20 protein-coding genes and 1 pseudogene are annotated in these 25,204 nt (G+C 46.6%); 7 read left to right on the forward strand and 14 right to left on the reverse strand.

The window, feature by feature from the left end; translation table 11 throughout:
- Positions 1-34: 34 nt before the first annotated feature.
- Positions 35-976, reverse strand: a complete 942-nt coding sequence (locus EII41_RS07990; RefSeq protein ID WP_124790175.1) for a toprim domain-containing protein — start codon at positions 974-976, stop codon at positions 35-37.
- 371 nt (positions 977-1,347) lie between these two features.
- A complete protein-coding gene (locus EII41_RS07995; protein ID WP_124790157.1) occupies positions 1,348-2,541 on the reverse strand; it encodes a VapE domain-containing protein in 1,194 nt (397 codons plus the stop codon).
- 444 nt (positions 2,542-2,985) lie between these two features.
- On the opposite strand from EII41_RS07995, the gene EII41_RS08000 reads away from it, so the two are divergent.
- The 5 genes from EII41_RS08000 to EII41_RS08020 all read left to right on the forward strand — a co-directional run bounded on the left by EII41_RS08000 (position 2,986) and on the right by EII41_RS08020 (position 6,681).
- Positions 2,986-3,264, forward strand: coding sequence for a helix-turn-helix domain-containing protein (locus EII41_RS08000; RefSeq protein WP_124790158.1), 279 nt, complete (start codon positions 2,986-2,988; stop codon positions 3,262-3,264).
- A gap of 6 nt (positions 3,265-3,270) precedes the next feature.
- Complete coding sequence (locus EII41_RS08005) at positions 3,271-3,573, forward strand: helix-turn-helix domain-containing protein (RefSeq protein ID WP_124790159.1); 303 nt, start codon at positions 3,271-3,273, stop codon at positions 3,571-3,573.
- 132 nt (positions 3,574-3,705) lie between these two features.
- A complete protein-coding gene (locus tag EII41_RS08010; RefSeq protein ID WP_124790160.1) occupies positions 3,706-3,909 on the forward strand; it encodes a helix-turn-helix domain-containing protein in 204 nt (67 codons plus the stop codon).
- 5 nt (positions 3,910-3,914) lie between these two features.
- Positions 3,915-5,678: a class I SAM-dependent DNA methyltransferase gene (locus EII41_RS08015; RefSeq protein WP_124790161.1), complete on the forward strand. Its 1,764-nt coding sequence runs from the start codon at positions 3,915-3,917 to the stop codon at positions 5,676-5,678.
- Positions 5,668-6,681, forward strand: coding sequence for a restriction endonuclease subunit S (locus EII41_RS08020; protein ID WP_124790162.1), 1,014 nt, complete (start codon positions 5,668-5,670; stop codon positions 6,679-6,681). Before EII41_RS08015 ends, EII41_RS08020 begins: the two co-directional genes overlap by 11 nt.
- Here the strand turns inward: EII41_RS08020 and EII41_RS08025 are convergent.
- The 9 genes and pseudogenes from EII41_RS08025 to EII41_RS08065 form a co-directional block, all read right to left on the reverse strand.
- Positions 6,678-7,868, reverse strand: a complete 1,191-nt coding sequence (locus EII41_RS08025; RefSeq protein ID WP_124790163.1) for a site-specific integrase — start codon at positions 7,866-7,868, stop codon at positions 6,678-6,680. The genes EII41_RS08020 and EII41_RS08025 overlap by 4 nt on opposite strands.
- A gap of 4 nt (positions 7,869-7,872) precedes the next feature.
- A pseudogene (locus EII41_RS08030) lies at positions 7,873-9,100 on the reverse strand (tyrosine-type recombinase/integrase).
- Positions 9,101-10,261: 1,161 nt separating this feature from the next.
- A complete protein-coding gene (locus EII41_RS08035) occupies positions 10,262-10,723 on the reverse strand; it encodes a V-type ATP synthase subunit K (protein WP_097530786.1) in 462 nt (153 codons plus the stop codon).
- Positions 10,724-10,765: 42 nt separating this feature from the next.
- Complete coding sequence (locus EII41_RS08040) at positions 10,766-12,649, reverse strand: V-type ATP synthase subunit I (RefSeq protein ID WP_124790164.1); 1,884 nt, start codon at positions 12,647-12,649, stop codon at positions 10,766-10,768.
- The gene (locus EII41_RS08045; RefSeq protein WP_124790165.1) at positions 12,646-13,266 is read right to left on the reverse strand and encodes a V-type ATP synthase subunit D; all 621 of its coding nucleotides are present in this window, start codon (positions 13,264-13,266) and stop codon (positions 12,646-12,648) included. Before EII41_RS08045 ends, EII41_RS08040 begins: the two co-directional genes overlap by 4 nt.
- A 31-nt stretch (positions 13,267-13,297) precedes the next feature.
- Positions 13,298-14,623: a V-type ATP synthase subunit B gene (locus tag EII41_RS08050; protein ID WP_124790166.1), complete on the reverse strand. Its 1,326-nt coding sequence runs from the start codon at positions 14,621-14,623 to the stop codon at positions 13,298-13,300.
- 6 nt (positions 14,624-14,629) lie between these two features.
- The gene (locus tag EII41_RS08055) at positions 14,630-16,387 is read right to left on the reverse strand and encodes a V-type ATP synthase subunit A (protein WP_124790167.1); all 1,758 of its coding nucleotides are present in this window, start codon (positions 16,385-16,387) and stop codon (positions 14,630-14,632) included.
- Positions 16,388-16,390: 3 nt separating this feature from the next.
- On the reverse strand, positions 16,391-17,260 hold the full coding sequence (locus EII41_RS08060; protein WP_124790168.1) for a DUF2764 family protein: 870 nt from the start codon (positions 17,258-17,260) through the stop codon (positions 16,391-16,393).
- Positions 17,260-17,850, reverse strand: coding sequence for a hypothetical protein (locus EII41_RS08065; RefSeq protein WP_124790169.1), 591 nt, complete (start codon positions 17,848-17,850; stop codon positions 17,260-17,262). The genes EII41_RS08060 and EII41_RS08065 overlap by 1 nt, the downstream gene beginning before the upstream one ends.
- Before the next feature lie 266 nt (positions 17,851-18,116).
- Here EII41_RS08065 and EII41_RS08070 point away from each other — a divergent pair, with 266 nt between their 5' ends.
- Positions 18,117-21,278: a two-component regulator propeller domain-containing protein gene (locus tag EII41_RS08070; protein ID WP_124790170.1), complete on the forward strand. Its 3,162-nt coding sequence runs from the start codon at positions 18,117-18,119 to the stop codon at positions 21,276-21,278.
- 210 nt (positions 21,279-21,488) lie between these two features.
- Positions 21,489-22,130 (forward strand): response regulator, encoded by a 642-nt coding sequence (locus EII41_RS08075; protein WP_221620708.1) that lies wholly within the window; start codon positions 21,489-21,491, stop codon positions 22,128-22,130.
- A 560-nt stretch (positions 22,131-22,690) separates the two neighbouring features.
- On the opposite strand, the gene EII41_RS08080 is transcribed toward EII41_RS08075, so the two are convergent.
- From EII41_RS08080 to EII41_RS08090, 3 genes are all read right to left on the reverse strand, one after another.
- Complete coding sequence (locus EII41_RS08080) at positions 22,691-23,638, reverse strand: fibronectin type III domain-containing protein (RefSeq protein ID WP_124790171.1); 948 nt, start codon at positions 23,636-23,638, stop codon at positions 22,691-22,693.
- Positions 23,639-23,914: 276 nt separating this feature from the next.
- The gene (locus EII41_RS08085; RefSeq protein ID WP_124790172.1) at positions 23,915-24,244 is read right to left on the reverse strand and encodes a hypothetical protein; all 330 of its coding nucleotides are present in this window, start codon (positions 24,242-24,244) and stop codon (positions 23,915-23,917) included.
- Positions 24,245-24,283: 39 nt separating this feature from the next.
- Entirely contained in the window at positions 24,284-24,685 is a 402-nt protein-coding gene (locus EII41_RS08090; protein ID WP_124790173.1) for a hypothetical protein, read from the reverse strand.
- Positions 24,686-25,204 lie beyond the last annotated feature (519 nt).

Consider the following 25,204-nt stretch of genomic DNA (forward strand, 5'->3'; position numbering starts at 1 on the left):
GGTTGATACTTGGTTTTAATTGCACTCTTTTGCCTTATCTGCGAAATCCACGCTTGACGACCGATTGCGGTTCCTTCTGTTTTTGTTCCATCACTTTCTGGCGAGAAACGTGATACTCGTTCAGGTCTTTATATCTGCCATAATGTCGGCTCGTATCCTCTACTTTGATACCAGCCGATTGTAAAGACTGGAGGGCTTGTCGTCCTGCTTGGTCGTTGTCAAGGAAAGCTCGAACGGAGTCAATGCCGTTCTCGTGAAGATAGGCAATAGCTCGTGAAAGATTGCTGACCGAGTTCAGCACGATGGAGGGTGAGATGGTTTCTTTTCCTTTCATCGTGAAAAAGGACAGAAAATCAATAAAGCCCTCAAAAATGTTGTGTGCGATGTCTTTTGTCGCATCCACACAACCGATAACGGAAATATCTTTCGGAGCGATTGTCCCTTTGAAATGTCTGTCGTCCCTGAGTTCATATCCTCCTGTCCGATTGGGAAATCCTATGGCGGTGTAAGTCCTTCCGTCCACCTCGTAGCACACGGAACGCAGATAGTGCTTGGCAAGCGAAAAGTCAATCTTGCGCTCCTCCTGCAAATAGCGTTGTAGGTGTGGGGGCAGTTCCTCACTGATGCCTAGAATGCGCCTTGTGCTTGGGGATTGTTTTGATATTTCTTCCTTTGAAGGAGTTGCACGATGAAAGGAAAGAGCGTTCTCTGCCAAATGGCTCATTGCTTCGTGAGCATTGCACCTTTGCAACAACATCACAAGGTCTATGATGCTGCCACCTTTGCCCAAGCCGAAATCATACCAGAGATTCCGTGCAAAGTCCACTTTCAAGCTGGCGTTATAGTCTTCCCGATAGGGTGCATTGTAAAGGGCATAACTTCCGTATTGCTTGACGGGCTGTATGCCCCGAGCATGAAGGTAATCCGCTATGGATATTCCCTTAATACTTTGTAAGTCGTAATATTCGTTGTTCATTGCTGTTATTGTTGGGTTTGGGTTATTCATATTCATTGTTCGTTATTTCATTGTTTGTTCTGTTTTCTCTTTTTAGAGTTTTCCTCTTTTTATCTTACCACCCTTCGACACTCGAATAAGTAATTGACAGTGAAAGAGAAAAGTGTAACACTTCCCTCCATTTTATCTTTCTACTTATTCCTTCTACACCGTATAGCCATTCCTTCTGCCGTAGAAGCGTAGCAAGATAGTAGTAAGCTGTGTCGCAATATGAACACCTCCTGCAATCCTTTCTCTTTCACCGTATTATCATCCTTTGTAGTAATGTAGTAAGGAGAATAGGAAAGAAAAGAGAAAGAAGAATTGCAAAGGAGAGGGATAACAACAGAGTGCTATGGCGGTTGCTCGGGGTAAATCTTGCGGACGGCATACACATATACGGGATTGCCGTTTACCCTGCGACACTCTCTCGTATAGCCTGCCTTTCGCAGGGCTTCACCCATCCGTTTGGGAGAGAGCTGCTGTCGGGTGTAGATCGAGAGGTAGCCAACTATCTCCGAATTGGTCATATAAAAACGCTTGGTGGCTTTCTCAGCTTCTGAGGGAAAGGTGAAATAGCGAAGCAACAGTTCCATCTCTGCCGTATAGACTTGAAAGGCTTCGCTGTTGTGGTGTAGTTCAATAATCTCCTCATCATTGAACCAATAGCGAAATCCGCTTTTTAGTAGTGCCTTGGCTTCACTATACACGGCATCCATTGGAATTTCCTTGGCTCGGTCTATATCTATCGCCAAGACCTCAAAAGGCAGGAAACGTCTGCTTCCAGTCGGGTCTGTGAGAAAATCGTTGCCATTGACCGAAGCCACGAAGTTCGCCAAGTGTGGTCGCTCCTCGATATGCTTCTCGTAAGGCATACGATACTTCACCTGTGGACAGGTAATGAGGTTCTTCAGTTCGTTCTCATCTCGCTTGTTGAGGGCTTTGAGTTGGTCGTCAATGTTGATGATGAGGTTTTGACCGATAAGGCTCAACACATCTTTCTCCTGTGGGTATATCTTTCCCGTATAGCGGTAGTCGGATAGGGCTGGCGGGCAGAGGAGGTCAAGGAATGTGGTCTTGAATTTTCCCTGTTCACCTGTCAGCACAAGGCAGGTGTGATTGCGACACTGCTTGTCGTCCATAGCATTGGCGACTACCGCCACCAACCATTTGGTAAGGTATTCTCTCCATTTCTCGGGATTGGCTACGATTACACAATTAGCAAGGGCAGTTATTGCTTCTTGCTCCACTGCATCCATCGCTGGCAAACTATGGAAATAGGCTTGTACAGGATTGATCCGTGGAGAGAAGTCGCTTTCTATAATACTGTATAGGTTCTCGGGCGAGGTCTGTATATCGGCTTCCTTGTCCAAGGCTCGTTTAAGTGTATTGATGCAATAGCGGTCTATTGCCACATAGTCCTCCGCTCCTCGGGGGCGATACTCTGCTCGGTGTAATATGGTGTTATATCGAAACTCATATCGCTCCGAGAGGAACTCCTCTATTAGTATGTTCTTTGAGGTGTTGTCATTGTTTTCTCTTTTCATTGTGCGAATTGCTTTCTATTACTTCACTTTGATATTTAGCATGTTTTTGATTGCTAAAACCAAGTTAGACAGGCTTTTGTGGTGAGCCAACATTTGCGGTGTTTCTGCATCGGAGTACATTGTTTTTCTCTGCTACAGCACAACGAAAAAGCCCCTTATCGCTCCAAAATGGAGGGAAAGAGGCAAAATGGGTGTGCGGATTGCACGGTATAAAAATGTTTGGCTTGCTTTCAACTGCAAGGGTTTGCTCCTTACGAGAAACACAAACAGTTTTTGAGATAGAGCAAGAGGAGTTGATAACGAAAAACAAAGGAAATTGAGGGTGCAGATTTCCTTTGTTTTCCCGATACTTCCCTGCTTATCCCGAGCCTTAAAAAAGTCGAAAACTCCTGCTTACATTTGCGTCAGAAAGTAATAATAACGCAAATAAAACAACAACGAAAGATGAGATTTACAGCCATTGACACCTCCGCTTGGGAGGAACTGAAAGAGAGTATCGTGGAGCTGACAGACTGCTTCAACGAGCACTTCGCACCACCTTCCGAGCTGCCCGACCTATTGCACAATGGGGATGTGTGCCGAATACTGAATATCAGCAAGCGGACACTGCAACATTACAGAGACACTGCGGTATTGCCCTTTATTCAGATCGGGCATAAGTGCTACTACAAACGTGAGGATGTGGAAGCTCTCCTCTCGAAGTCTAACCCTCATAAAAGCTAAACGACTATGGAGTTTGAAACGATCAACAAAGAAACACCAGAGATGAAGCAACTCATCTCGGGCATTAGAAACCTTGCAAAGCGTGTGCGAACCACGGCTCAGACACATCGCCCTTTATTTGATGGCGAACTCTACCTCACAGGGCGAGAGGTTTGCGAAAGGCTTTTTCTCTCTCCACGCACCTTACAGGACTATCGGGACAAAGGGATACTGCCATATACCCAAATCGCTGGCAAGATCCTCTACCGTCTCTCCGATCTTAATAGGATACTACAAGAGAACTATATTAACAGAGACCTGCATCGGTAACGGTGCAAGTCTTTTCTTTACTGCTGGCTACAACATACATCTTGGATTATATGCAAAAGTTCTGATTTTCTTCGTTTCTCTCACTATAAGTTCATATATTTGCAGGTGAATTGAGTAAAGTCGAGATACAATATGGCACAAGATAAAGGACGTGGCAATCTCATCAAAGAGCAGTTAAAAGCTAAGGGGTATACGCAAGTATGGCTTGCGGAGCAACTTGGGGTGTCTTTTAGCATTACAAATGCTTATGCCTGTAATCGCAAACAGCCCAATCTTAAAACCATTTTCAAAATTGCGGATTTGCTCGGAGTTTCTCCAAAGGATTTAGTGTTTTAGAGTTTATGACAGAGGACAAGGTTAGAGATTTAGCTAAGCATAAATTAGGGTTAGAGGATACCGAAACAGCAAAAGCTGGTGTCGGTCAGCTAACCACATTTAATCAGCTTGGCTTCAAAGGAGTAAGTGACCGCCCAGATGGTTGGTACCTACCTAATGAAAAAATGTTCCCCGCCATCATTCTTGAAGTGAAGAGTGTAGTTACGCCTTTGAAAGAACAACAAATAGCGGAATTGCTGAAAAATTGCAAGATAGCCTCTTCTCAATATGCCAAAGTGGTAGGTATTCTCTACAACGGCGAAGATATAGTGGTTTTTAAGAATGGAGAGAAATTACAAGGCGAAACCGAATTATACAATAAAGAGTATTACCTCAATCTGTTTGCGGAAAATCTGATTGACAAGTCCAAGATTTTTCGATTAACTAAGAGGATTAATGACACGCTTCACTTTAGCTTTGGTATCAAAAATCTAAACCACCGAATGATATTTACTGCTTGTGCCTTGGTGGCAAAACGTTATGGAGCAGTACTGACCAAAGGAATGAGCTACAATACCTTCCGTCAATCTATTTTTGATACCTTGTCGAAGTCTTACGAAGAAGCTATTGCTCAGAATTCTAAGCTAAATCTATTGCTGGAGGTGTATTCAGAAATCAGAATGAATATTACCGACAATCAAGAGGCGATAGATGATTTTATTGCTTGTGTTGAAGAAATATCGGACAATATCAATTCTGACTTTTGGCAGGGAGAAGATGTTATGGCAATCTTCTTTAACGAGTTCAATCGCTACAAGGGAAAATCCGAACAAGGACAAGTCTTTACCCCTGACCATATCACATCATTGATGTATCGATTGACTGAGACAAATAAAGATGACATTGTATTGGATGCGGCATGTGGCTCAGGCTCTTTCCTAGTAAAGGCTATGTGTAATATGGTTGACGAAGCTGGTGGTAACCGTACTCATAAAGCCAAACAGATTAAACAAGAACAACTCTACGGGATTGAGTTTGATCGAGAAATTTTCGCATTAGCTTGTGCTAATATGTTGATTCATAAGGATGGAAAGACCAACCTTGAACAATTAGACGCAAGGCGAGACGAAGCAAAGAAGTGGATACAGTCAAAAGGAATAACAAAAGTCTTGATGAACCCTCCTTTTGAGAACAAATATGGATGTATCGATATTGTCATGAACACTTTGGATAGCGTTGCTAAGGATGCTGTATGTGCTTTTATTATGCCAGACAAGAAAATGGAGAAAGTGCAAAAGGCAAAACGAATACTGAAGCACCACACTCTTCTCAAAATTATTAAACTCCCTGAAAATATTTTCTCGGAGGGGGTTACTACATCTGTATTCATTTTCAAGTCTGGCACACCTCATGGCAATAGAGAAATTTTTGCTTGCTATATTGAAGACGATGGGCTTGAAACAGTAAAAAATCAGGGCCGTCAAGATGTCAAAGACCGATGGCAAGAGATTGAGGACTATTGGGTAGAAGTAATACAAAAGCAGTCGGGAAATGATACTATTCAGTGGATAAAACCCAATGAGCATCTATCGTATCAGATGCCAATGAAAGAGTTTGAGATATATGAGGAGGATTTCAATAAAACCGTAATGGATTACCTCATGTTTCAGCAAGGTATAGATGTCAAGGTGTTCCAAGAAAATCTCATTAGTAAAGTGATGTATTCAAGTTCTATTACACAACACGGAAATGATGTAAACATAAGTCTACACACAAAAAATGAAGAATAAGATCGATGTTTCTAAGTGGACTAAGTTCCCGATGGAAGAGATATTTGGAACTCCAACAAGGGGTACTCGCCTTAAACAAAGTGATAGAATTGATGGAGAGATTCCATTAGTTACCGCAGGAATGGAAAGGCAAGGAATAGCAGCGTATATAGCCAAAGGAGGAGAGTTGTTTTCAGGTCGAAATATCACTATTGATATGTTCGGAAATGTATTTTATCGCAATTACTCATTCTATGCTGATGACAACGTTCTCGTTTTAAATGGACAACATAGGACAGAACTTGAACTCATTTATATTGTTGGTGTATTACAGTATCTGTCAGAAATGTACAGCTATAAAGATCAGTTTCGTCTTAATAGTTATATGCGAACGCTTTTGCCATTACCAATTGATACTCAAGGGCAACCAGATTGGGCATATATGGAGAATTACATAAAACAGGTGATAGCAAAACAGAACAAGCATCTTGATCTATTGCTACCCCCCTATTGTAAAAAACAGTTAAAAACCAAACAATGGAGCGAGTTTTTATTTTCAGATTTGTTCAATATCGAGAAAGGGAAGCGGCTAACAAAAGCCAATATGAAAGATGGTGATATAAGATTTATTGGAGCAAGTGCTATCAACAATGGTGTTACTGCACATATTGCAAATACAACTCATTTGCATCCTGCTAATACAATTACTGTAAATTATAATGGTTCAGTAGGTGAAGCGTTTTATCAAGACAAACCTTTTTGGGCATCTGATGATGTGAATGTCTTGCACTTGAAAACTCATCACTTATCTAAAGAAATCGCACTATTTCTCATTCCCCTCATTCGAAATGTAGGCAAGCGTTTTAAGTTTGATGAAAAGTGGACCAAAGACCTTATGAATAGGACTAAGTTGAAGCTCCCAGTCGATACATCAGGGGCTCCTGATTGGAGTTATATGAAAGATTATATTTCTATAGCATTGAGTACTATGGAAAATAATCAGAAGTTGCTTCATACAGTCTAAAGACGAATGTTAGCTAGATTCTTCTCTATCAGCCTATCCATATCCCTTGAAATCTTGCTATCCGTAATCTGAGCATAAATTTGTGTACTTGCAATGGAGGCATGCCCCATCATCTTAGCGATGCTCTCAATGGGTACACCTGCTTCCAATGTCAGTGTGCCGAAGGAATGGCGACCGACATGAAATGAAAGTGGTTGCCGAATGCCACAAGCTAAGCCAATCGCTTTAAGGTGCATACCTATCTGTATTCGACTGAGCGATGTTTCAAAAATCAGACTATCTTCTTTCTTCTCTTTTGGAGGAAATTGTGAGAGTAACTGCTCAGCAATCGGGTGCAGTGGCGTAATACTCTCTACATCAGTTTTCTTTCTGTACTGACGAATATAGCGTATTCCTGCACTATTTGTCTCAATATCGCAGCATCTCAACTTGCTCACATCAGCAAAAGCCAAGCCTGTGAATACAGAGAAAAGGAATATCCTCCGCACAAACTCTGCTTCCTTGTTTTGAAAGGGCATAGCCAAAATACGAGCAACATCTGTCTTACCCAAACAGCGAATTTTCCGCTCTACTCGCTCATACTTTGCATCCTCAAAAGGATTGTAGCGAATAGTTTGCTGACTTACCGCCCTATACATCAGCCGACTTAGCCAAAAGAGTGTTTGTTTCGTTGTCGATAAAGCATAGCCTTTTCGCTTGAGATGGATACGATAATCATCGAAAAACTCCATTGTAAGGGGCGTAAGAGGAATATCTGCTTCTCCCTTACTCTCCACAAACAATTCCAGCTGCCTGTGATAGCAGCGGCAACTTTGGTAGGTGTTTAATGTTCTTGTAGATTGAACTATAGACAATTCCTCTCGACTAAGTGCAAGCAAAGTGGTCGGATTTGCTCCAACACCTTGCAGATGATTCTTAAGCAACTCTGCACTCACCGCACCAAATTGTAAGAGCAATGTATTATATCCCTGCTCAATCTTCTCTCGAAACGATTGCAAGCGTTGGTTCAGTTTCTTATCATTTGTTTCCTGTCGCTTCACGCTCCAATCTTTGGGAGAGATACTTTCTCCTGTGGACATTACCACTTTTGAGCCGTCTATGGTGATACGGCAAAGGACAACGGTAGTGCCATCTGTTCTCAGTTTGCTACGATTGATGTAGAATAAGATGTTGAATGTGCTACGCATAATCTTAAAGGCTAAGGGTTAAATCTGCGGTGAAAGAGAGAAAGCGACCAAACTCCTCGAATACTTTCGTTGGTGTTACATGAGCATATCGTTCAGTAGTCTCAATCTTGCTATGCCCAAGCATTTTACTCACGGTTTCAATCGGCACTCCATTCTCTAAGGTTATTAAGGTAGCAAAGGTGTGCCTTCCGACATGTGCGGTCAAGGGAATAGATATTCCAGCCTTCAGCTGTAAGGCTTTGAGCAAAAATCGGTAGGTCTCATAAGTGATTGTCGGCAACAATCTATCTCGTTCATCCCAATGATAGGTGTCGAGCAAAGCAATAGCTTGGGGAAGAAGTTTTACCCGACAGAGGGTATCAGTCTTCTGTCGTCTAAACTTCAGCCACATTGCTCCTGCATCATCCTGCACAAGATGCTCTTTGCTCAGGTTCATCATATCACAGAAGGCTGTACCTGTGTAGCATGTAAAGAGGAAGAGATTGCGAGCAAGAGTCAATTCTACCTCATAATCTTCTAATTGAACATTCAAGATCTTCTCCAACGAAGACCTATCTAATGCTCTCGGCAGTTTGCTCTCTCCTCGGTCTACTTTGACCAGATCAAAGAGGGGGCGGTCAATCAGCCCTTCACGAAAAGCCAAACGGCATACCTTCTTTACAGCCAAAGTCATCTTGCGATAGTAACTCTGAGAATGACGATGCCTACCTACAATATTGATGCAAGCCGTCCAAGAAGTCCTCGGTTAATTGCCCAAAAGTAATGTCGTTTGTGTGGTATCGCTCTTGGATAAAGACTTGCAGGTGCTTCTTGATCATATAGTAGACCGAGTGCCAGCGTTTCGAGATCTCCACACCGACAAGTTTCTTCTCGTCTTCCACCATTTGGTCGTATCGCTGCAAAAATGTAGTTCGCCCCTGCATTGAGCCTTGAAACTGCTCTTTGATGTCTTTGGCAGAGAACTCTACTCCTCTATCACATAGAGTTTGATACGCTCTCTGTACAGAGAGGAGCAACTGCTCCAATTTCGCATTGGTAGCTACTGCTTCACGACTTTTACCGTTTAGTCGGCTCTCTCGAGTATTCCACAACTTGGGATTACAAGACAGCTTACTGCTAAACTGAGTCATCGTGCGATTGTAGGTTATTCGCCCCATAATTGGAGCTTGTCCCGACTTATCCAAACCGCTCTTTTTGAGGTAGAGCAACACCTTCATTTTGTCTTTCTGCATACGCTTCTATTTTATGGGCAAAGTTACCCAGTTTTGAAGCGTTTTCAGTCATGCAAAACATTGTGATTCAGTGAATAAACACCATAATGATAGATGCCGTTACCATTGTGCTTGTTGCTTTCTGTTACCTATCGTTGTCTGCTTGTATTTGGATAACGATTTGGTAACGCATCTTCTGCACAAATCCACCTTTTCTGCACTTTCCATGCCAAAGCAGTTCACGGTAAAAATCCGTGTTTCTCTCATATTCTCAACCACTTACCATCAATCTACATAAATCCACCTTTTTCTTGCAGTTGCCCGGTAAAACTCAAAATAAATAGCCGGAAAAAAATGGTTCGGGAAGTGGAGGTATGGATACACTTGATTTCATTCCCTCATTCGATCGAATCGTCCTCTTGTAGCTACGGCCCCCTCCCCTTCATAGAGGGGTTCTACCCCCCATACAGAGGGGTTTTACCCCCTACATAGAGGGGGTTTGCCCCCCATACAGAGGGGTTTTACCCCCTACACAGAGGGGTTTTACCCCTTACATAGAGGGGGTCTACCCCCTACACAGAGGGGTTTTACCCCTTACATAGAGGGGTTTTGCCCCCTACACAGAGGGGTTTTACCCCCTACATAGAGGGGGTCTACCCCCTACATAGAGGGGTTTTGCCCCCTACACAGAGGGGTTTTACCCCCTACATAGAGAGGGTTATTGCATTAAATAAAGGGATAGACCCCATCTCATCCCCCCCTTAAACCTCTCCTCAGAGAGGGGGAGAGATTCCTCCGGCTGCTTTAAAGAAACTGTTACTGTGATGATTTTTTTTTGAATGATTCAGTCATAAGTCATTTTCAACTCATAAAAACAAGCGTTTTTATCGTGATTACCGTTCAAAACCGTCCCCCATAAGAAGAAAATGCTTATAAGAACGATGGATAAGGGGATGTAGAACTTTCAATTTATTTTTACCGGACGGCAATCGTTTTTTTCAAACGTAGAAAAGGCAACAAGTGAGCATATCACAAGAAATAAATAAATCAGAATGAGGTGTGTCCCATATCAAAAATGGCATGACACACCTCATTCATTATGGTTTAAAGAATATCAGAAGCAGAGAACAGATCGGGAAAGATACTTTCTCTTCTCTCTTACACTCTCCTTTCTATCCAATGCTAAACGATTGCACTACCCATCAGATACACACCGGCCAATGCCACAATAGCATATAACTCGGGGAATACGGCCAAGATCAGCGTATTCGTAAACACGTTATGTCCCTGTCCGATTGCAGCAATTCCATTGGCGCATACGCCTCCCTGACGCAATGCCGAGAATAAAGCGACAAATCCCAACGACAAACTGGCACCAAAAACGGCAGCAGCCTGAAAGGCCGTGATCTGAGGTGTCAACACGCCGAAAATAGTTTGGAACATGAAGTAACCGGCAAAGCCGTACAGTCCCTGCGTACCGGGAAGAGCTGTGAGTACGATAAAGTTACCGAATGCTCCGTCATTTTTTTTCAATGCGCCAACAGCCGCATTTCCGGCAATGGTTACTCCATAGGCACTTCCGATTCCCGACAAGATAAGCATTACTGCGATGCCTACATAAGCTAATAATAAATTTGCTTCCATTACATTTTAAAGAATTAGTTATTTTAAAGAATTAGTTTTTATTTATTCGTGTATCATTTTTTTGAATGGCTTATATTCCAATCCGCCTCCTTCATAGCCCGAATTTTTGAAAAACTCCACAAAGGTAAGACGCATCGGATGAACAAGAGCGCCCAATACGTTCATGAACATATTGATGGCATGTCCGATAACAAAGATCAGCACCATGACTATCGGGCCGAACACAACATGATCCGGGCTCATCCCGACAGCCAAGCTATTGAATACACCCGCCAGAATTCCTCCGGAAAGTCCTAATGCGAACAGACGCACGTATGAAAGTACGTCTCCGAGCAAGCCGGTGGCCATATTATATGTATCCCATAATCCCAGCCCCACGTTAAGCAGAAGATTTTTTCCGGGCGAATTGACAAAGAAAATCAAGAGCCCCGACAGACCGATAACAATCAAGTGAATCGTTCCGAACATCGGCAGAACCTGCGGCAATAAAAATGCAAATCCTATACTGACCAGCAAAATAATCCACCCAAGTGTTGACAGACTGTGCACAAAACCAAACTGCTTGGCTTTGTTCACGGCTTTGAGACACATCCCGAAAATAATCTGGACAACCCCCAATATCAAGGATAAAGAGAACATTTTATTATTATCAAAATAAATCTTCTCTTTCAAGGTATCGAAAAGAGGAATACCCCAATCGTACAAATTAGCACCGAAGAACGTACCTGTCAGCAGTCCGCAAAGGAATGTAGCCATTCCCAACAACTGCACCAACGATAAGATTCCCTTCACGGAAGGTTTCAATGTTTTCCCTTTTATCATCTTCACGGCTGTTGCTATAACAAGAAGAAATAAGCCGTATCCGGAATCTCCCAAGCAGAGGCCGAAAAAGATCATAAAGAAAGGCGCGAAGAAAGGCGTCAAATCCAACTCACTGTATTTAGGCAGCATATAGAGTCGGCTGATCGGTTCGAACAACCGACTGAACCAGTTATTTTCCAGATCTATCGGAATATTGTCCTCAGGAGTGATATCCAATTTCCGGAAATAGTAGTTATTTCGGTTCAGCTCGGCCTCAAGGTTCTGTTCCTGCGCTGCCGGTATCCATCCTTCGAGAAGCATCAGCCGATCGTCGGCCTCACGGTTCGTCTGCACCTTGGCATTGTCCCATGCATATTCGTTCGACAGCAAACGGTCGTATGCCTCCAACGTCTTGTAGTCGTTGGTCGCGATCCGGAGCATCTCCTCGTTCAGCTCCGCCTTTTCCTGCCGTTGTGCCAAAAGTTCGGTCTGCAAATCTTTCAGCCCTTTTTCGGGCATCTTCACTCGCTCAGCGTCGATCTCCAACGTTGTTCCCACAGGCGTAATCGTGATAAAATACACGACCGACTGCACCACGCTGATCGGAATAGCGTTATAAACCTCCGCCCAAGCATCATCGTAGCGAGATGCCGGGCATGAAAAGAAGGTCACCTCATAGCCCGCATCGCGTAATCGATCGAGATTAGCATAGTCAAACTCGCCCCAGACCGACATGGCTGCCATATCCTTTTCCACCGCTTGTTCAGCAGCTTGTACCTTTTCGATACGGTTGCGCAAGTCTTCAATACGGTTCAGCAACGTACGCCCTTCGTCCACGGTTACGGGTCGCTCGGGTGCGATCTCCAGCTCCGGTTTCAGTTTGCTCTTCGTGCTCTTGGCCTCATCCTTGAGTTTCGTGAGCCGGTCTTCCTGCACCCGCGCCAGATAACGCAGTTCGTTCTGCAAACGTTTTCGTTCGGCCAATAACTGTTGCAAACCTTCATCCTCTTTCTCCGAACGTTTTCCCTGAATATGCACCACGCCCATACCCCGCAATCGCTCAAGAAAATCGTCGTATTCCTTATGATACACCATAAAGGCGTATTTACTCATTTTTACGATCATCTTTCTACCTCCTCTTCTTTCTGCGCATTCCGCTTTTCCTGATTGTTTCGCATAATTTTCTGCGATGATTTAGAGAGACTTTCTTCGTCTTCCATAAACCGTTTGATCTTCCGGATGGCATCTTTATAGCCGGGGATCTGTACCTTTTCAAACAAGTTGAGTTTCTGCGTCGTCTTACGGCGGGCACGTTCGAGCATACTCAGTTTGAGGTTCGTAAATTCCACCTCGATACCGGTTGTGGCCAGCGTCTTCAACAATTCGATCCCGTCGGCAAACCACGACGGCATGTTAAACAGACTGTACCGCGCCGTTTCGAACTCGATCCCGTCCAGCACCGGCACCAACACACCGGCTATTTTCTTGGAAGAAAGTCTGACGTCCTTCACCGAAATCAGTTCCGGCTTGAACTCGTTCCAAAGCGCCATCATAAAGTCATACGTTCGGATTTCCTTTTCCAACCGGTCCTCCAGCGCCGTGACTTCTCCTTTCGTCCGCTTCACCTCCATACGCAACGCGCTTTCCTTACTTTTTATGGTAGGGAGCGCACGCTCGCGCATTTTCAGTTGCTTATCGAGCGCGTGAAGCGACGTTTTATTATATTGAAATTTAATCGCCATATTATCTTCCGTTCATCTCCTGCACAAGGCCTCAACGGGCATCGCGCCAATACTTATCTACCAGTTCCTGTTTGATGTTGACCTCGTTCTGTTTAAAATGTTTTGCAAACAGAGCCCACGCCACATCCAACATTTCGGTCGTATCGAGATTCACGTCGATGGCCAGCAACCTCTCCGAATAATCCTTGGCGAAAGCCAGCGCACGTTCGTCATAATCGGTCAGATCGAATCCGTTCTCCATCTTCGTTTTAGCATCGGCAGCATCGGCATAGAGACGTACGGCGGCATTCATCACCTGCGGATGATCCTCGCGCGTCTTTTTACCCGTAACAAGCTGTTTCAGACGCGACAGGGAACGGAACGGATCGACGATAACCTTACCCACATCGCTGTCACGTCGCAAGTAAAGCTGTCCTTCCGTGATATACCCTGTATTGTCGGGCACAGCATGAGTGATATCGCCTCCCGAAAGGGTCGTCACGGCAATGATCGTAATGGATCCGCCTTCGGGGAACTGCACCGCTTTTTCGTAAATTTTCGCCAGATCGGAGTAGAGCGATCCCGGCATGGAGTCTTTCGACGGAATCTGGTCCATGCGGTTCGATACGATGGAAAGCGCATCGGCGTAGTTCGTCATGTCGGTCAGCAAGACCAATACTTTTTCGTTCTTTTCGACCGCGAAATATTCGGCCGCCGTCAATGCCATATCGGGCACCAGAATCCGCTCTACCGAAGGGTCTTCCGTTGTATTGATGAAGCTGACGATTCGGTCGAGCGCTCCGGCATTGCTAAACGTATTTTTAAAGAACAGGTAATCATCGTTCGTCATTCCCATGCCTCCCAGTACGATTTTGTCGGACTGGGCACGCAAGGCAACCATCGCCATCACCTGATTAAATGGCTGGTCGGGATCGGCGAAGAACGGAATCTTCTGTCCGGTCACGAGCGTATTGTTCAGGTCGATACCGGCAATACCCGTAGCGATCAGTTCCGACGGTTGTTTACGTCGTACAGGGTTCACCGAAGGGCCACCGATTTCTACTTCACGACCTTCGGGAACGGGACCACCGTCTACCGGATCGCCGTATGCGTTAAAAAAGCGTCCGGCCAACTGATCGCCCACTTTCAGCGAAGGAGCTTTGCCCATAAATACGACTTCGGCATTGGTACGGATTCCCTCGGTACCGGAAAACACCTGCAGGGTCACCTCGTCGCCGACAATCTTTACGACCTGCGCCAATTTCCCGTCGACCGTAGCCAGTTCGTCATATCCTACGCCTGTGGCTTTCAGAGAGCAGGTGGCTTTCGTTATCTGTGTGATTTTCGTAAATATCTTTTGAAATGCTTTTGTTGCCATAATGGATTATTTTTTATTTTTTTCATCGACCAATGCCTCTATCTGCCTGTCATACTCGAAGAACTTATCGCTCTTATATTCCGCATAGTTCATCTGCTTAAAGAGGTTAATCATCCGTTTGAAATATTCGGAGACATGCAGAAAGTCCTCAAATGCAAAGTCGGTGCGACAGATGTTGATGACTCTTTTCAGCATGTATTCCTGCCGTTCGAGCGGACAGACGGAGTCGATCGCATCGAAAGCATCCTGTTGCAGGATGACGAAGTCGATCAGCTCCGATTTCCAGAAGGTCACGTGATAATCGACCGGAACCCCGTCATCACCGAGGATGTCGATCTGTTCCGAGATTTCTTTCCCGCGCAACATACGCGTTTTTACTTCATTGACCATGCCGATCCAGTCGTCCGAGATATGCTTCGAGATATATTCGCCGAACTCCGGATATTCGAGATACTTCGAGTAACTGTCAATCGGATTGACGGCGGGATAACGTTTACGGTCGGCACGCGCCTGCTCGAGGGCGTAAAAGCAACGAGCTACTTTTTTTGTATTTTCCGTCACCGGCTCTTTCAGGTTTCCACCCGCCGGCGACACCGTTCCGATAAAGGTTACGGAACCGGTTTGGTTGTTATTCAGCACCACCATTCCGGCACGAGCGTAGAAGTTGGCTACGATAGCCGACAAGTCCATCGGGAAAGCATCGGGTCCGGGAAGCTCTTCCAACCGGTTCGACATCTCACGCAACGCCTGCGCCCATCGTGACGTAGAGTCAGCCATAAGCAAGACTTTCAACCCCATGCAACGGTAATATTCGGCGATCGTCATGGCCGTGTAAACAGAGGCTTCACGTGCGGCAACAGGCATGTTCGACGTGTTGGCGATAATAATCGTACGTTCCATCAGCTTACGCCCTGTATGGGGGTCGATCAGCTCCGGGAATTCGACAAAGATTTCGACTACTTCGTTGGCCCGTTCGCCACAAGCCGCAATAATCACGATATCGGCTTCGGCCTGCTTCGATATGGCATGCTGCAACACGGTTTTTCCCGTACCGAACGGACCGGGAATAAAGCCTGTCCCCCCCTCGACGATCGGGTTCACCGTATCGATGATACGCACACCCGTTTCGAGCAGCTTATAGGGGCGCGGCTTTTCTTTATAGCACACGATCGGTTTCTTCACCGGCCATTTCTGTATCATCGTAACGTCATGATCTTGCCCTGCTTCATCGGTCACCACAGCGATCGTATGCGTTACCGGATATTGTCCTTCGGCAACCACGGACTTCACTTTATATTTTCCTTCGAAGGTGAAGGGCACCATGATGCGGTGCGGCTGTGAGTTCTCATCGACTTCGCCGAGCCACGAACCGGCCTCTACCGTATCGCCCGCACGCGCCAACGGTTTAAAATCCCAAAGCCGCTCGTCATTCAGCGGATACGTATATTCGCCTCGTTTGAGGAACACCCCGGTCATCTTGTCGAGGTCGTTCTGCAATCCGTCATAGTTACGCGAGAGCATACCCGGCCCCAGCGTTACCTCGAGCATGTGGCCCATAAACTCGGCCTCATCGCCGACCTTCATACCGCGCGTGCTTTCAAACACCTGCACATACGCATTTTTTCCGATTACCTTAATTACCTCGGCCATCAGTCTCACACCTCCGACGGTGATATAACAGATCTCATTCTGGGAAACAGCTCCTTCGACTTCGACAGTCACTAAGTTCGATACGATTCCCCTTACAATACCTTTCGTAGTCATATCTTATTTTGTATTATTTCTTTTAAATTCGTCCAGCACTCCCGCGCTTTCTTGTTTCATAGTCCCCACCATCCGGCGGAAGGTCTTCTCGCCCGACACCTTATCGAGTGCCGTCCAGCGTTCGATCATCTCGATCCGCAGCAGGTAAGCAAAGACGCTCTCGAAATCGAACGTCTTAAAAAATGTATGTTCTTCGAGCCAATTCCATTTCAAGAGATCGATCTTTTTTTCACGCATAAGCAAATCCGTTTCTTCGGCTATGCGAAGCAACTCCGGGAGATAGTCGAGCGTCTCACTCAACCCGAAATCGCGGGCATTGGAGGTACGTAGCGCCTCGGCTACTTCATTGTCGCCGACCAGAAACCGCTTCCTGTCCAGATCGTATTTACGGCAGTTGATCGCGGCCAAGATATTGCCGATATTCAGGTTCAACTCGAACCATGCTGCCATAAAATCGTTTTTCACCTCCATGGCATACCGGTAATAACGTGCCGACAATCTGTCTTCCCAAGGCGCATCGGACGTTTCGCCTTTCTCCATCGCCACCAGATATTCTTTCATAAAATCCCGGATATATGCAGGAACGGCGGTATGCCGCGGAGGCGCCTCATCTTCTCTCAAGGCCTGATAAAGCTGCTCAATGGCTTCGTACGGGATATTTCCCCGTTCGTCCCACGGCATGTCTTTTTTCTGAAGAAACGACAACACATTCCGGTTATCGTATTGGAGAAAAAAATAAGCAAACAGTTTTTGGTCGCCTGCCGACAATATCGGCATGACTTCGTGTTTGAAATCAGCGACCGTATACGTACGCTTCCCATCATCGAGCGCGATATCGGGCAGCCCGGCGATTAAGTAGTAGTATTGGCTCATCAGAAGAGGACATCAATGAGTTGAGGACGCAAAAACTCCTTGAAATAGGCGATAAATTCTTCTTCTCCAAAGCTGATCTTATATGAACCGTCGGCCGGTGCGATGGAGAAGGACGCCTTCCGTCCGTTCACTTCTTCGATGGTGACGCCTTTATTCAGCAGGTCGGAAGCATTGGCTTGGAAGTACGACGTCAGCTCTTTCGCATCGGAGGTTTGAATCGAGATCGCCCCGTTCTTAGCCCATTCCCGCGCAATTTCGAGCATCATCTTTTTCATAAATTCCGCATCGGCCGACGCGGCTTTTACATTATCGGAAACCACTTTACCGGTAATCAGATTCGTGACTTCGCTCTTCAAGGCTTCCACCGCCTGCGACGCGAACATTTTCAGCTCCGATTCTGTGTTTTTCTTCCATTCGGCCGCCTCTTTACGGGCTTGGGCTACGATCTCTTCCGCCTCTTTGCGAGCATTGCGCAGCATGTTCTGTTCTTCTGCCCTCGCTTCCGCTATGATACGGCCGGCCTCTTCGTTTCCTTTTTCCACGCCTTCCCGATAAATTTTGTCGGTCAGTTCCTGAATTTTAGCATCCATAGATATTGTGATTCATTTATTTAATTGTACGTTCGGGGTACAAAAATAGCATTTTTCTTTTAATTCCTTGATACTTTACGAGAAAGAAAAACATAAAAAAGTACATTTATACATACGCGCTCCTCAATAAATCCCTGCAAAACAAAACAAAAAAACAGAAAATTAAACTATCTTTGCCACGGATATACAAATACACCGGAGAAACTGTCAGCCTCTCCATTTATCGGGTAAGGCGCTGTTTTTCGGGCGAGCCAAGAATTGAGCACATGCAAAATCTTCTGCACATCCGCGCGTTTGTCATCGACGGAATCCGTTTCCGTCTCGCTCTTCGCATGTACACGGTTTTATGCTTTTTTTTATTCTTCGTTTCCTCGGTTTCTGCCCAACCTGTTTCCTTACCTCTGAATCCCCAAACCGAAGAATATTTCTTCGAAGAGATAAAATTACCCGGCGGTACTCCTATTCGCGACGTGATAGCCCTGCAGGAAGATCAGCAAGGTTTTATCTGGCTGGCCGGCAAACACGGCCTGTTCAGGTACGACGGACACGATTTCAAGATATTCCGTCATACGCCGGGCGATGACAAATCGATCGTCGATACCGAGCTCTGGTCGCTTTACATGCTGGGCGACACGTTGCTGTGCGTAGGTACTACCCACGGCGTCTCGCTGATCGATGTCCGGACAGATCACATCACCAACCTGCCGAACGACACGGAGGGCAATCCGATCGGCTATGTCAGTCGTTTTTATCGGGACGATGCCGGAATCCTCTGGATTGGAGGATTGGAAGGATTATACAGTATGAAGCCGGATTTGTCGGGCATCGTCAACCACCATCTTCCCCGTGTGACGAAAGAAAAATCTCTCTTTGACAATCGGGTTTACGATATCATTTCTCATACGATGGACAGCAACCGGCTGATGCTGGCTACCGTTGCCGGATTGGTCAGTTTCGACAAAAAGAAAAACGCTTTTCACCAATTTCACCCCAATACACAAGCTACATTCCGGCACTCGCAACCGGGAGTGTACAAGTTCGTAAAAGAAGGAAATTACCTGTGGGTATTGAGCTGGATATCCGGAATGCCCCGTTTCGACATGACCACCGATCGATGGGAAAATCTGGCATATCCCAAACCGGGCGACCGCCTCGAAACCACCTCGAACGTATGGGCGGTAAGTGATTTTATGGAGAAGAACGCAAACGAGCTCTGGATATGCGACTGGGATCGAGGGCTTTGCACTTTCGACAAAAAAGAACAACAACTGAAACCGCTTAAAGGCAGATCGAATTGCGAGGCTCTCGATAACCCCCGCATGAGTATATTCATGCAACGCGACAGTACACTGTGGTTAGCCAACTACGATGGTTTGTGGAGGCAGAATCGCAAAAAAAATCGCTTCCGCAGTGTAAACCTACCTTACAGCCATACATGGATCATGCCTGTACAGCATGACGAAACAACCGAAAATTACTATTTCGGAATGGTGCATAACAGCTATGGGATAGCTGACTGGAGCGCTCGCACCCGTTCGTGGCATTTTCTGCAAACGGAAACCGACCGGCGGGAAGAATTAAGTACCTACGATATTTTTAAGGACCATCGCGGAGTGATCTGGATCGGGACGTATCGGCGGGGGTTGTGGTATGTAGATCAGAAAAGTCGGCAGCTGAAACGTTTTCTGTTACCCGACGGCAAGCAACCCGAAGCCATCAGTAGGACGATATACAAGATTTTTGAAGACAGCCGGCACAACCTATGGATCGGGACCGGTAGAAAAGGGGTAGCCCGTATCAACGCGCAACGTAACGACATCCGCAGCTTCCTTCATGTGCCCGGCGATTCGACTTCGGTGATAGACGGCACGCACTACAGGGCTATCGCCGAAGACTCATACGGACGGATCTGGATCGGAAACCATCTGGGATTTTGCACGTTCGACCCGGAGACCGAAACGTTTTCGCGGGAGCTTCCCCGGAAGCTGTATGCGACCGGCATCAAACCCGGTGAGACGTACTCGATTGTAACAGACACCACCGGCACGATGTGGATGACCGTCGTGGGACAGGGCTTGGTTCGAATCCGAGAAGAACGGAAAGGAACATTCCGGTTCAAAACGTACCAAACCGACGACGGGCTGAAAGACCTCTCCGTACGCTACATGACCAAAGACGGGGAAGGCAACTTGTGGATCGTAAACAACGGGTTGATCTATTTCAATCCCTACGACGAATCGTTTATGTTGACCGACGCCCGAAACGGATTGATCGAAAACCTCGGAGACGACGTACGGATTAGCATCGACAGTTATGGCAACGTCTTTGCCGGCAGTCAAGTCGGACTTGGATGGACGAAGGAGGCGCAGAGTCTGGCCCGGTCGAACGTCGTGAATCTGCTGATCGAGCATGTTTTGGTCAACGGTGAATCGTTCGACCGGAAAATAGAGGACGATGTGCCGCTACGACTTTCGTCGATGGAGGACCAGCACAATCTGACCTTCCGTTATACCGCCATCTGCTTCAATGAATACGAGCAAGTACGCTACCGCTACCGCCTCGAGGGGATGGAATCGGAGTGGAATCCGCCGACAAAGAGTCTCGAAGCGCGCTACACCAATCTGCCTCCCGGAAAGTACCGCTTCATCGTCGACGTAGCGTACAAAGGCAACTGGCTCGGATACAACCGAACAGTCCGCTTCGAGATACGTCAGGCTTTTTGGGAAACATCGTGGTTTATCACCATGCTGCTGCTCGCTGTAGCGGCTGTCATAGCAGCCCTCTACCTGAACCGTCTTCGTCATCTGGAGAAACAAAGAAGAATCCGGCTCAAAATCGCCTCCGATCTGCACGACGACATAGGTTCTACCCTCAGCAGCATCTCCATCATGAGTTCGCTGTTACAGGCACAACATCCCGAAGACGGCAGCTACTCATATACCAGAGACATGCTTCACGAAATCGGGACGAACGCACAAAACATGCTTGAGTCGATGGACGATATCATCTGGTCGGTTCTGCCCGCCAACGACGAGTTTCGCAACCTCATCGTCCGTCTCCGTGAATACGCCATCCCGCTCTTCGAGTCGAAAGACATCCGTTTCAGCATTACGGCGCCCGAAGCCCTGTATTCACAGACGATCGTCATGGACAAACGGCGAAATATTTTCCTGATCGCCAAAGAAGCCGTAAACAATCTCATCAAGTACTCCGAATGCACCGAAGCCTCGATCGAATTTGCCTTATCCCGTTCCGTCCTCCGCTTAGTGATCAGCGACAACGGCAAAGGCTTCGACACCTCAAAAAAATATTACCGGGGCGGTCTGCCCAATATGAAGTTCCGCGCCGAGAAAATCGGAGGAAAATTGAGCATCCGCTCCGAAGCGGGAAAAGGAACGAGCATCAAACTCACGGTAAAAATAGCGTAACGCTCTCCCAACCCATCCCGACTGACTAATCAAGCATCATAAAGACTTACTGAACACATCTACAAATCAACAAAATAAAGAAGAGAACAGAAAGATTTTACGCCATTTGAACACAAACCGTTAAAAAAACAAAAATCATATATTTATATGATTGACAAACGACATAAAATGATGTAATATTGCAGAAGTATATCATAATCCCAAAAAACGATGGAAAAGCAGATCAAAGTAGCCGTATACGAAGACAACGACGCATTGCGTGAAGGTCTTACATACCTGATAAAAGGTGCTGATATGATGCAGTTTGTAGGAGCATGGGGCGACTGCCGTAATATCCTCAAACATTGTGAAAACGAACGTCCTGACATTATCATCATGGATATCGATATGCCTCATCTTTCAGGCATCGACGCGACGCGATTGGTAAAGGACGCCTATCCCGAGATCGATGTCATGATGCTCACGGTGTTCGAAGATCGGAAAAAAATTTTCGATGCGCTTTGCGCGGGAGCGACCGGCTATCTGCTCAAGAAAATGTCGGCCGTACAAATCATCGAAGCGATCATCGAATTAGCCAACGGCGGATCGCCCATGTCGAGCGAGATTGCCCGCAAAGTGCTCGAATTCTTTACGCATCCCATAAAGAAAGAAAGAGACACCTACGATCTTTCCAAACGTGAACTCGACGTACTCAAACAGCTGATTGCGGGAGATAGCTATAAGATGATTGCGAAAAGCTGTAACATCACCGTCGGCACGGTCTGTTCACATATTCACAACATCTATCACAAACTGGCAGTAAACTCCAAATCGGAAGCGATCATCAAAGCGATTAAAGAAAGACTGATATAGCCGCTTCTCTCTCCGAGCGAGATGCGGCTTTCGAGATCAGCCCTTCGGACGTTTAGTTGTTTAGCGTTCAAGTTTTCAGCGGTCAGATACCACAAGTTTTACAAGTCTTTCACAAGTTGCACCAACTTAATGTTAATTGTTAGTTGTCATTCTTTACTACCCTGACTACCTTGACTACTTTGCTACTTGACTACTTTTTTCACTTTTCACTACTACCCTGACTACTTTGCTACTTTTTTCCCCGACCCTGTCATTCAGAGCGTCAAGCGATGAATCTCTCCTTTCCTCTTTCCGGGCGGGATTCCTCACGATGTTCGGAATGACAGAGGCGTTCAGCCAACAACTAAACAATTCAACAAATAAACGCCTCAACGCCCGAAGGGCTTCACTTTTCGTTTTTCACTTTTCACTATTCACTATTCACTTTACGAGCATTCGCGGTCGGATAGCCGGCGTTGTTCGGTCGGCGATGGTAAGGGCGGACACACAGCCCCACCCCTACCTTAACTACCCTGACTACCTTAACTACTTTAACTACCTTGACTACTTCAATTTCCCCATCAATTCGCCCCCATCCATTGGACGACTTCGCTTTCGACACCGTTTGTTCCCATACAGGTCACGGTGTAGAGATAAATCACCGTATCTTCCTTGACCGGGTCGAAGTACGACGTTTCGTTCTTCTTCATCGTGGTCAACAGTTGAGGAGGTTGATTTTCCTGCACCCGATAGACCTTATAACTTTCGATGTTCTCCTGTTCCGTCTCTTCCCACGCCAGACGATAGCCTCCCGTCGTTTTCTGCACTTGCAGCGAAGAGATGGAAAGCGGCTTGAAGGCCGGCACAAGACAGCTCGATACCGGAGACGGGGAGCTTTCGAGGCCGTGAGCTCCCTGCGAGAACAGCCGGTACTCGTACGTGACACCTTCTTTCACATCGGCGTCTTCGTAATAGTTCATCAACACTTTCTCGGTATGGACCGTCTCGAAACGTTGCGTCGTATCCGCCTCGTTGGCGGGGGCGACGCGACGTTCCAGCCGGTAGCCCATCACGTTCTGATCGAACTCCTCGACCGTATCCCACGACACCCATACCCGTCTGTCCGAGTACCGGGTCGTCAGGTTCAGCGGGACACTCAGGCAGATGTCGCACATCGGGTTGACATACACCCGTTCCGAGAGCGGGCTGAGGTTACGGCTCGCGTTTTCGGAGCGTACGGCATACGTCAGCATCGTACCGTTGACGTGGTTCACCGAGTCGATATACGTCACGAGTACACTGTCCGAGAAGAACGCGTCGCCAATCTGTCGCAGGGTCGTATCCCTGTCTACGGCACGCATGATATAGTAAGCCTTCGTATCGTTGTCCGGGCGGGTCCATTTGAGTTCCACCACGCCCATGCGCACTTCGGCACGCAAGTCGTGCGGCGCCGTCGCCGGATCGTCGCCGTAGTACCAGCCCAACGCGCTCAGGCTGAGCGGACTTTCGCCGTAAGCGTTGTTGATCACGATTTTGTACGAATAAATCTCGGCCGAAATGACGTCTTTATCCAGATAAGACGTATCGTCGGGCGCGACGCTGATCAGGTAGCGATAGTCGATGCTGTCGCGATACCCGACCGCCTTATAGATGTCGATACTGCGCAGGAACTCCGGTTTCGGGAAATTCCACGTCAGGCGGATGCCCTCTTTATCCGGACGCGCTTTCAGGCCCGCGTAGCTTGTTTCGTCGAGGTCGGTCAGGTTCGTGATCCGTATCGTGTCCGACGGACGTCCCGGATTGCCTTATATATCATACGGTTGGAGGCAGTAAAGGATGATACCGCGGTGTATGGCTGTCGTGTCGATCGCGAAGGCTTTGAGTGTATCGCCATAATTCTGGTAACCCACATCGATCGACAGCGGGACGAGGTCCGACTGCAGATAGTAGCCGCGCAACAATTTTACGGCATACAAATCCTGTTGGTTTCCAATCACGAAGTCCAAGTTGATGTAGTTTTGCCTCACTTCGTGTTGGCCCACCTTGATCCCGTAATCGCTTCGCGGAGCCAACGGATAGGAGATGGCGGCCGTTATTTTCTCTTCCGGCTTACGGCCGGCCTGTTGCGTGACCACCTTATATTCGTACTTTTTCCCTTTCTCGGCCGTGCCGTCTTACCACGTAACGCCCAGCGCCTCGCGATACATCGGCAAGGAGCCGAAATACGGGATCGAGTCCGTGAGCGTCGCCCGCTGTACGAGTCTCCAGATAAACCCCTTCGTGCTGTCGGTAGGGAGTTGATACACCGGGTTATGCACATTGGCCAGCGTCACCTTGTTAAAGAAGGCGTCGAAATGGTTTTCGCATGCCATCGTGGTCATCTCTTCCCACGTTTTACTGCCTTTGGCGCGACGAAACACCTGATAAGCAAAGTCGCGCGGGACGCGATTGCCGCAATTCACATAGATCCCCTCCGGGCCGGCTACGGCATTGGGGTATTGTTCCTGTGCTGACAGTGAAGTCACACCACATAGCACAACGGCCCATAGAATCATCATTTTTTTCATCGTTTTCATGTCTTTCTGTTTTTAAATTATTTCTTTATCTGTTTATATTATGTTTCTTTTTCCTGACTTTTACAGCGGTCAGTCCTTCGGACGTTTAGGTGTTTAGGTGTTTGTTGTTTAGCAGTCAGCTTTCAGCAGTCAGCCCAAACAACTCAACAATTCAACAACAAACATCTCAACACCCAAAGGGCATAACCACAAGTTTCACAAGTCTATGAACAAGTTTCACAAGTTTTTCATTCAGTGCTCAGTGTTCAGCCGTCAGCCAACTAAACATCTCAACGCCTCAACAACTCAACAACTAATCACCTCAACGCCCGAAGGGCATACAAGGGCTGAAAGCCCGCTCTATTTCAGCCCCATCCCGCAAGGGTGAGGTATCATACACACCTTGGTTTGAGGGCTGTAAGCCTGAATTAATCAGCAGTCAGCCAACAACTACCATCTCAACAATTGGTATTGTTAAATATATATAGCTATTTCATTGTTTAGTTTTAGAAAAAGTAATTTTAGGGATTTTTCTATCAT

It is taken from the genome of Tannerella forsythia (assembly GCF_003860135.1).
Classification (GTDB): Bacteria; Bacteroidota; Bacteroidia; order Bacteroidales; family Tannerellaceae; genus Tannerella; species Tannerella forsythia_A.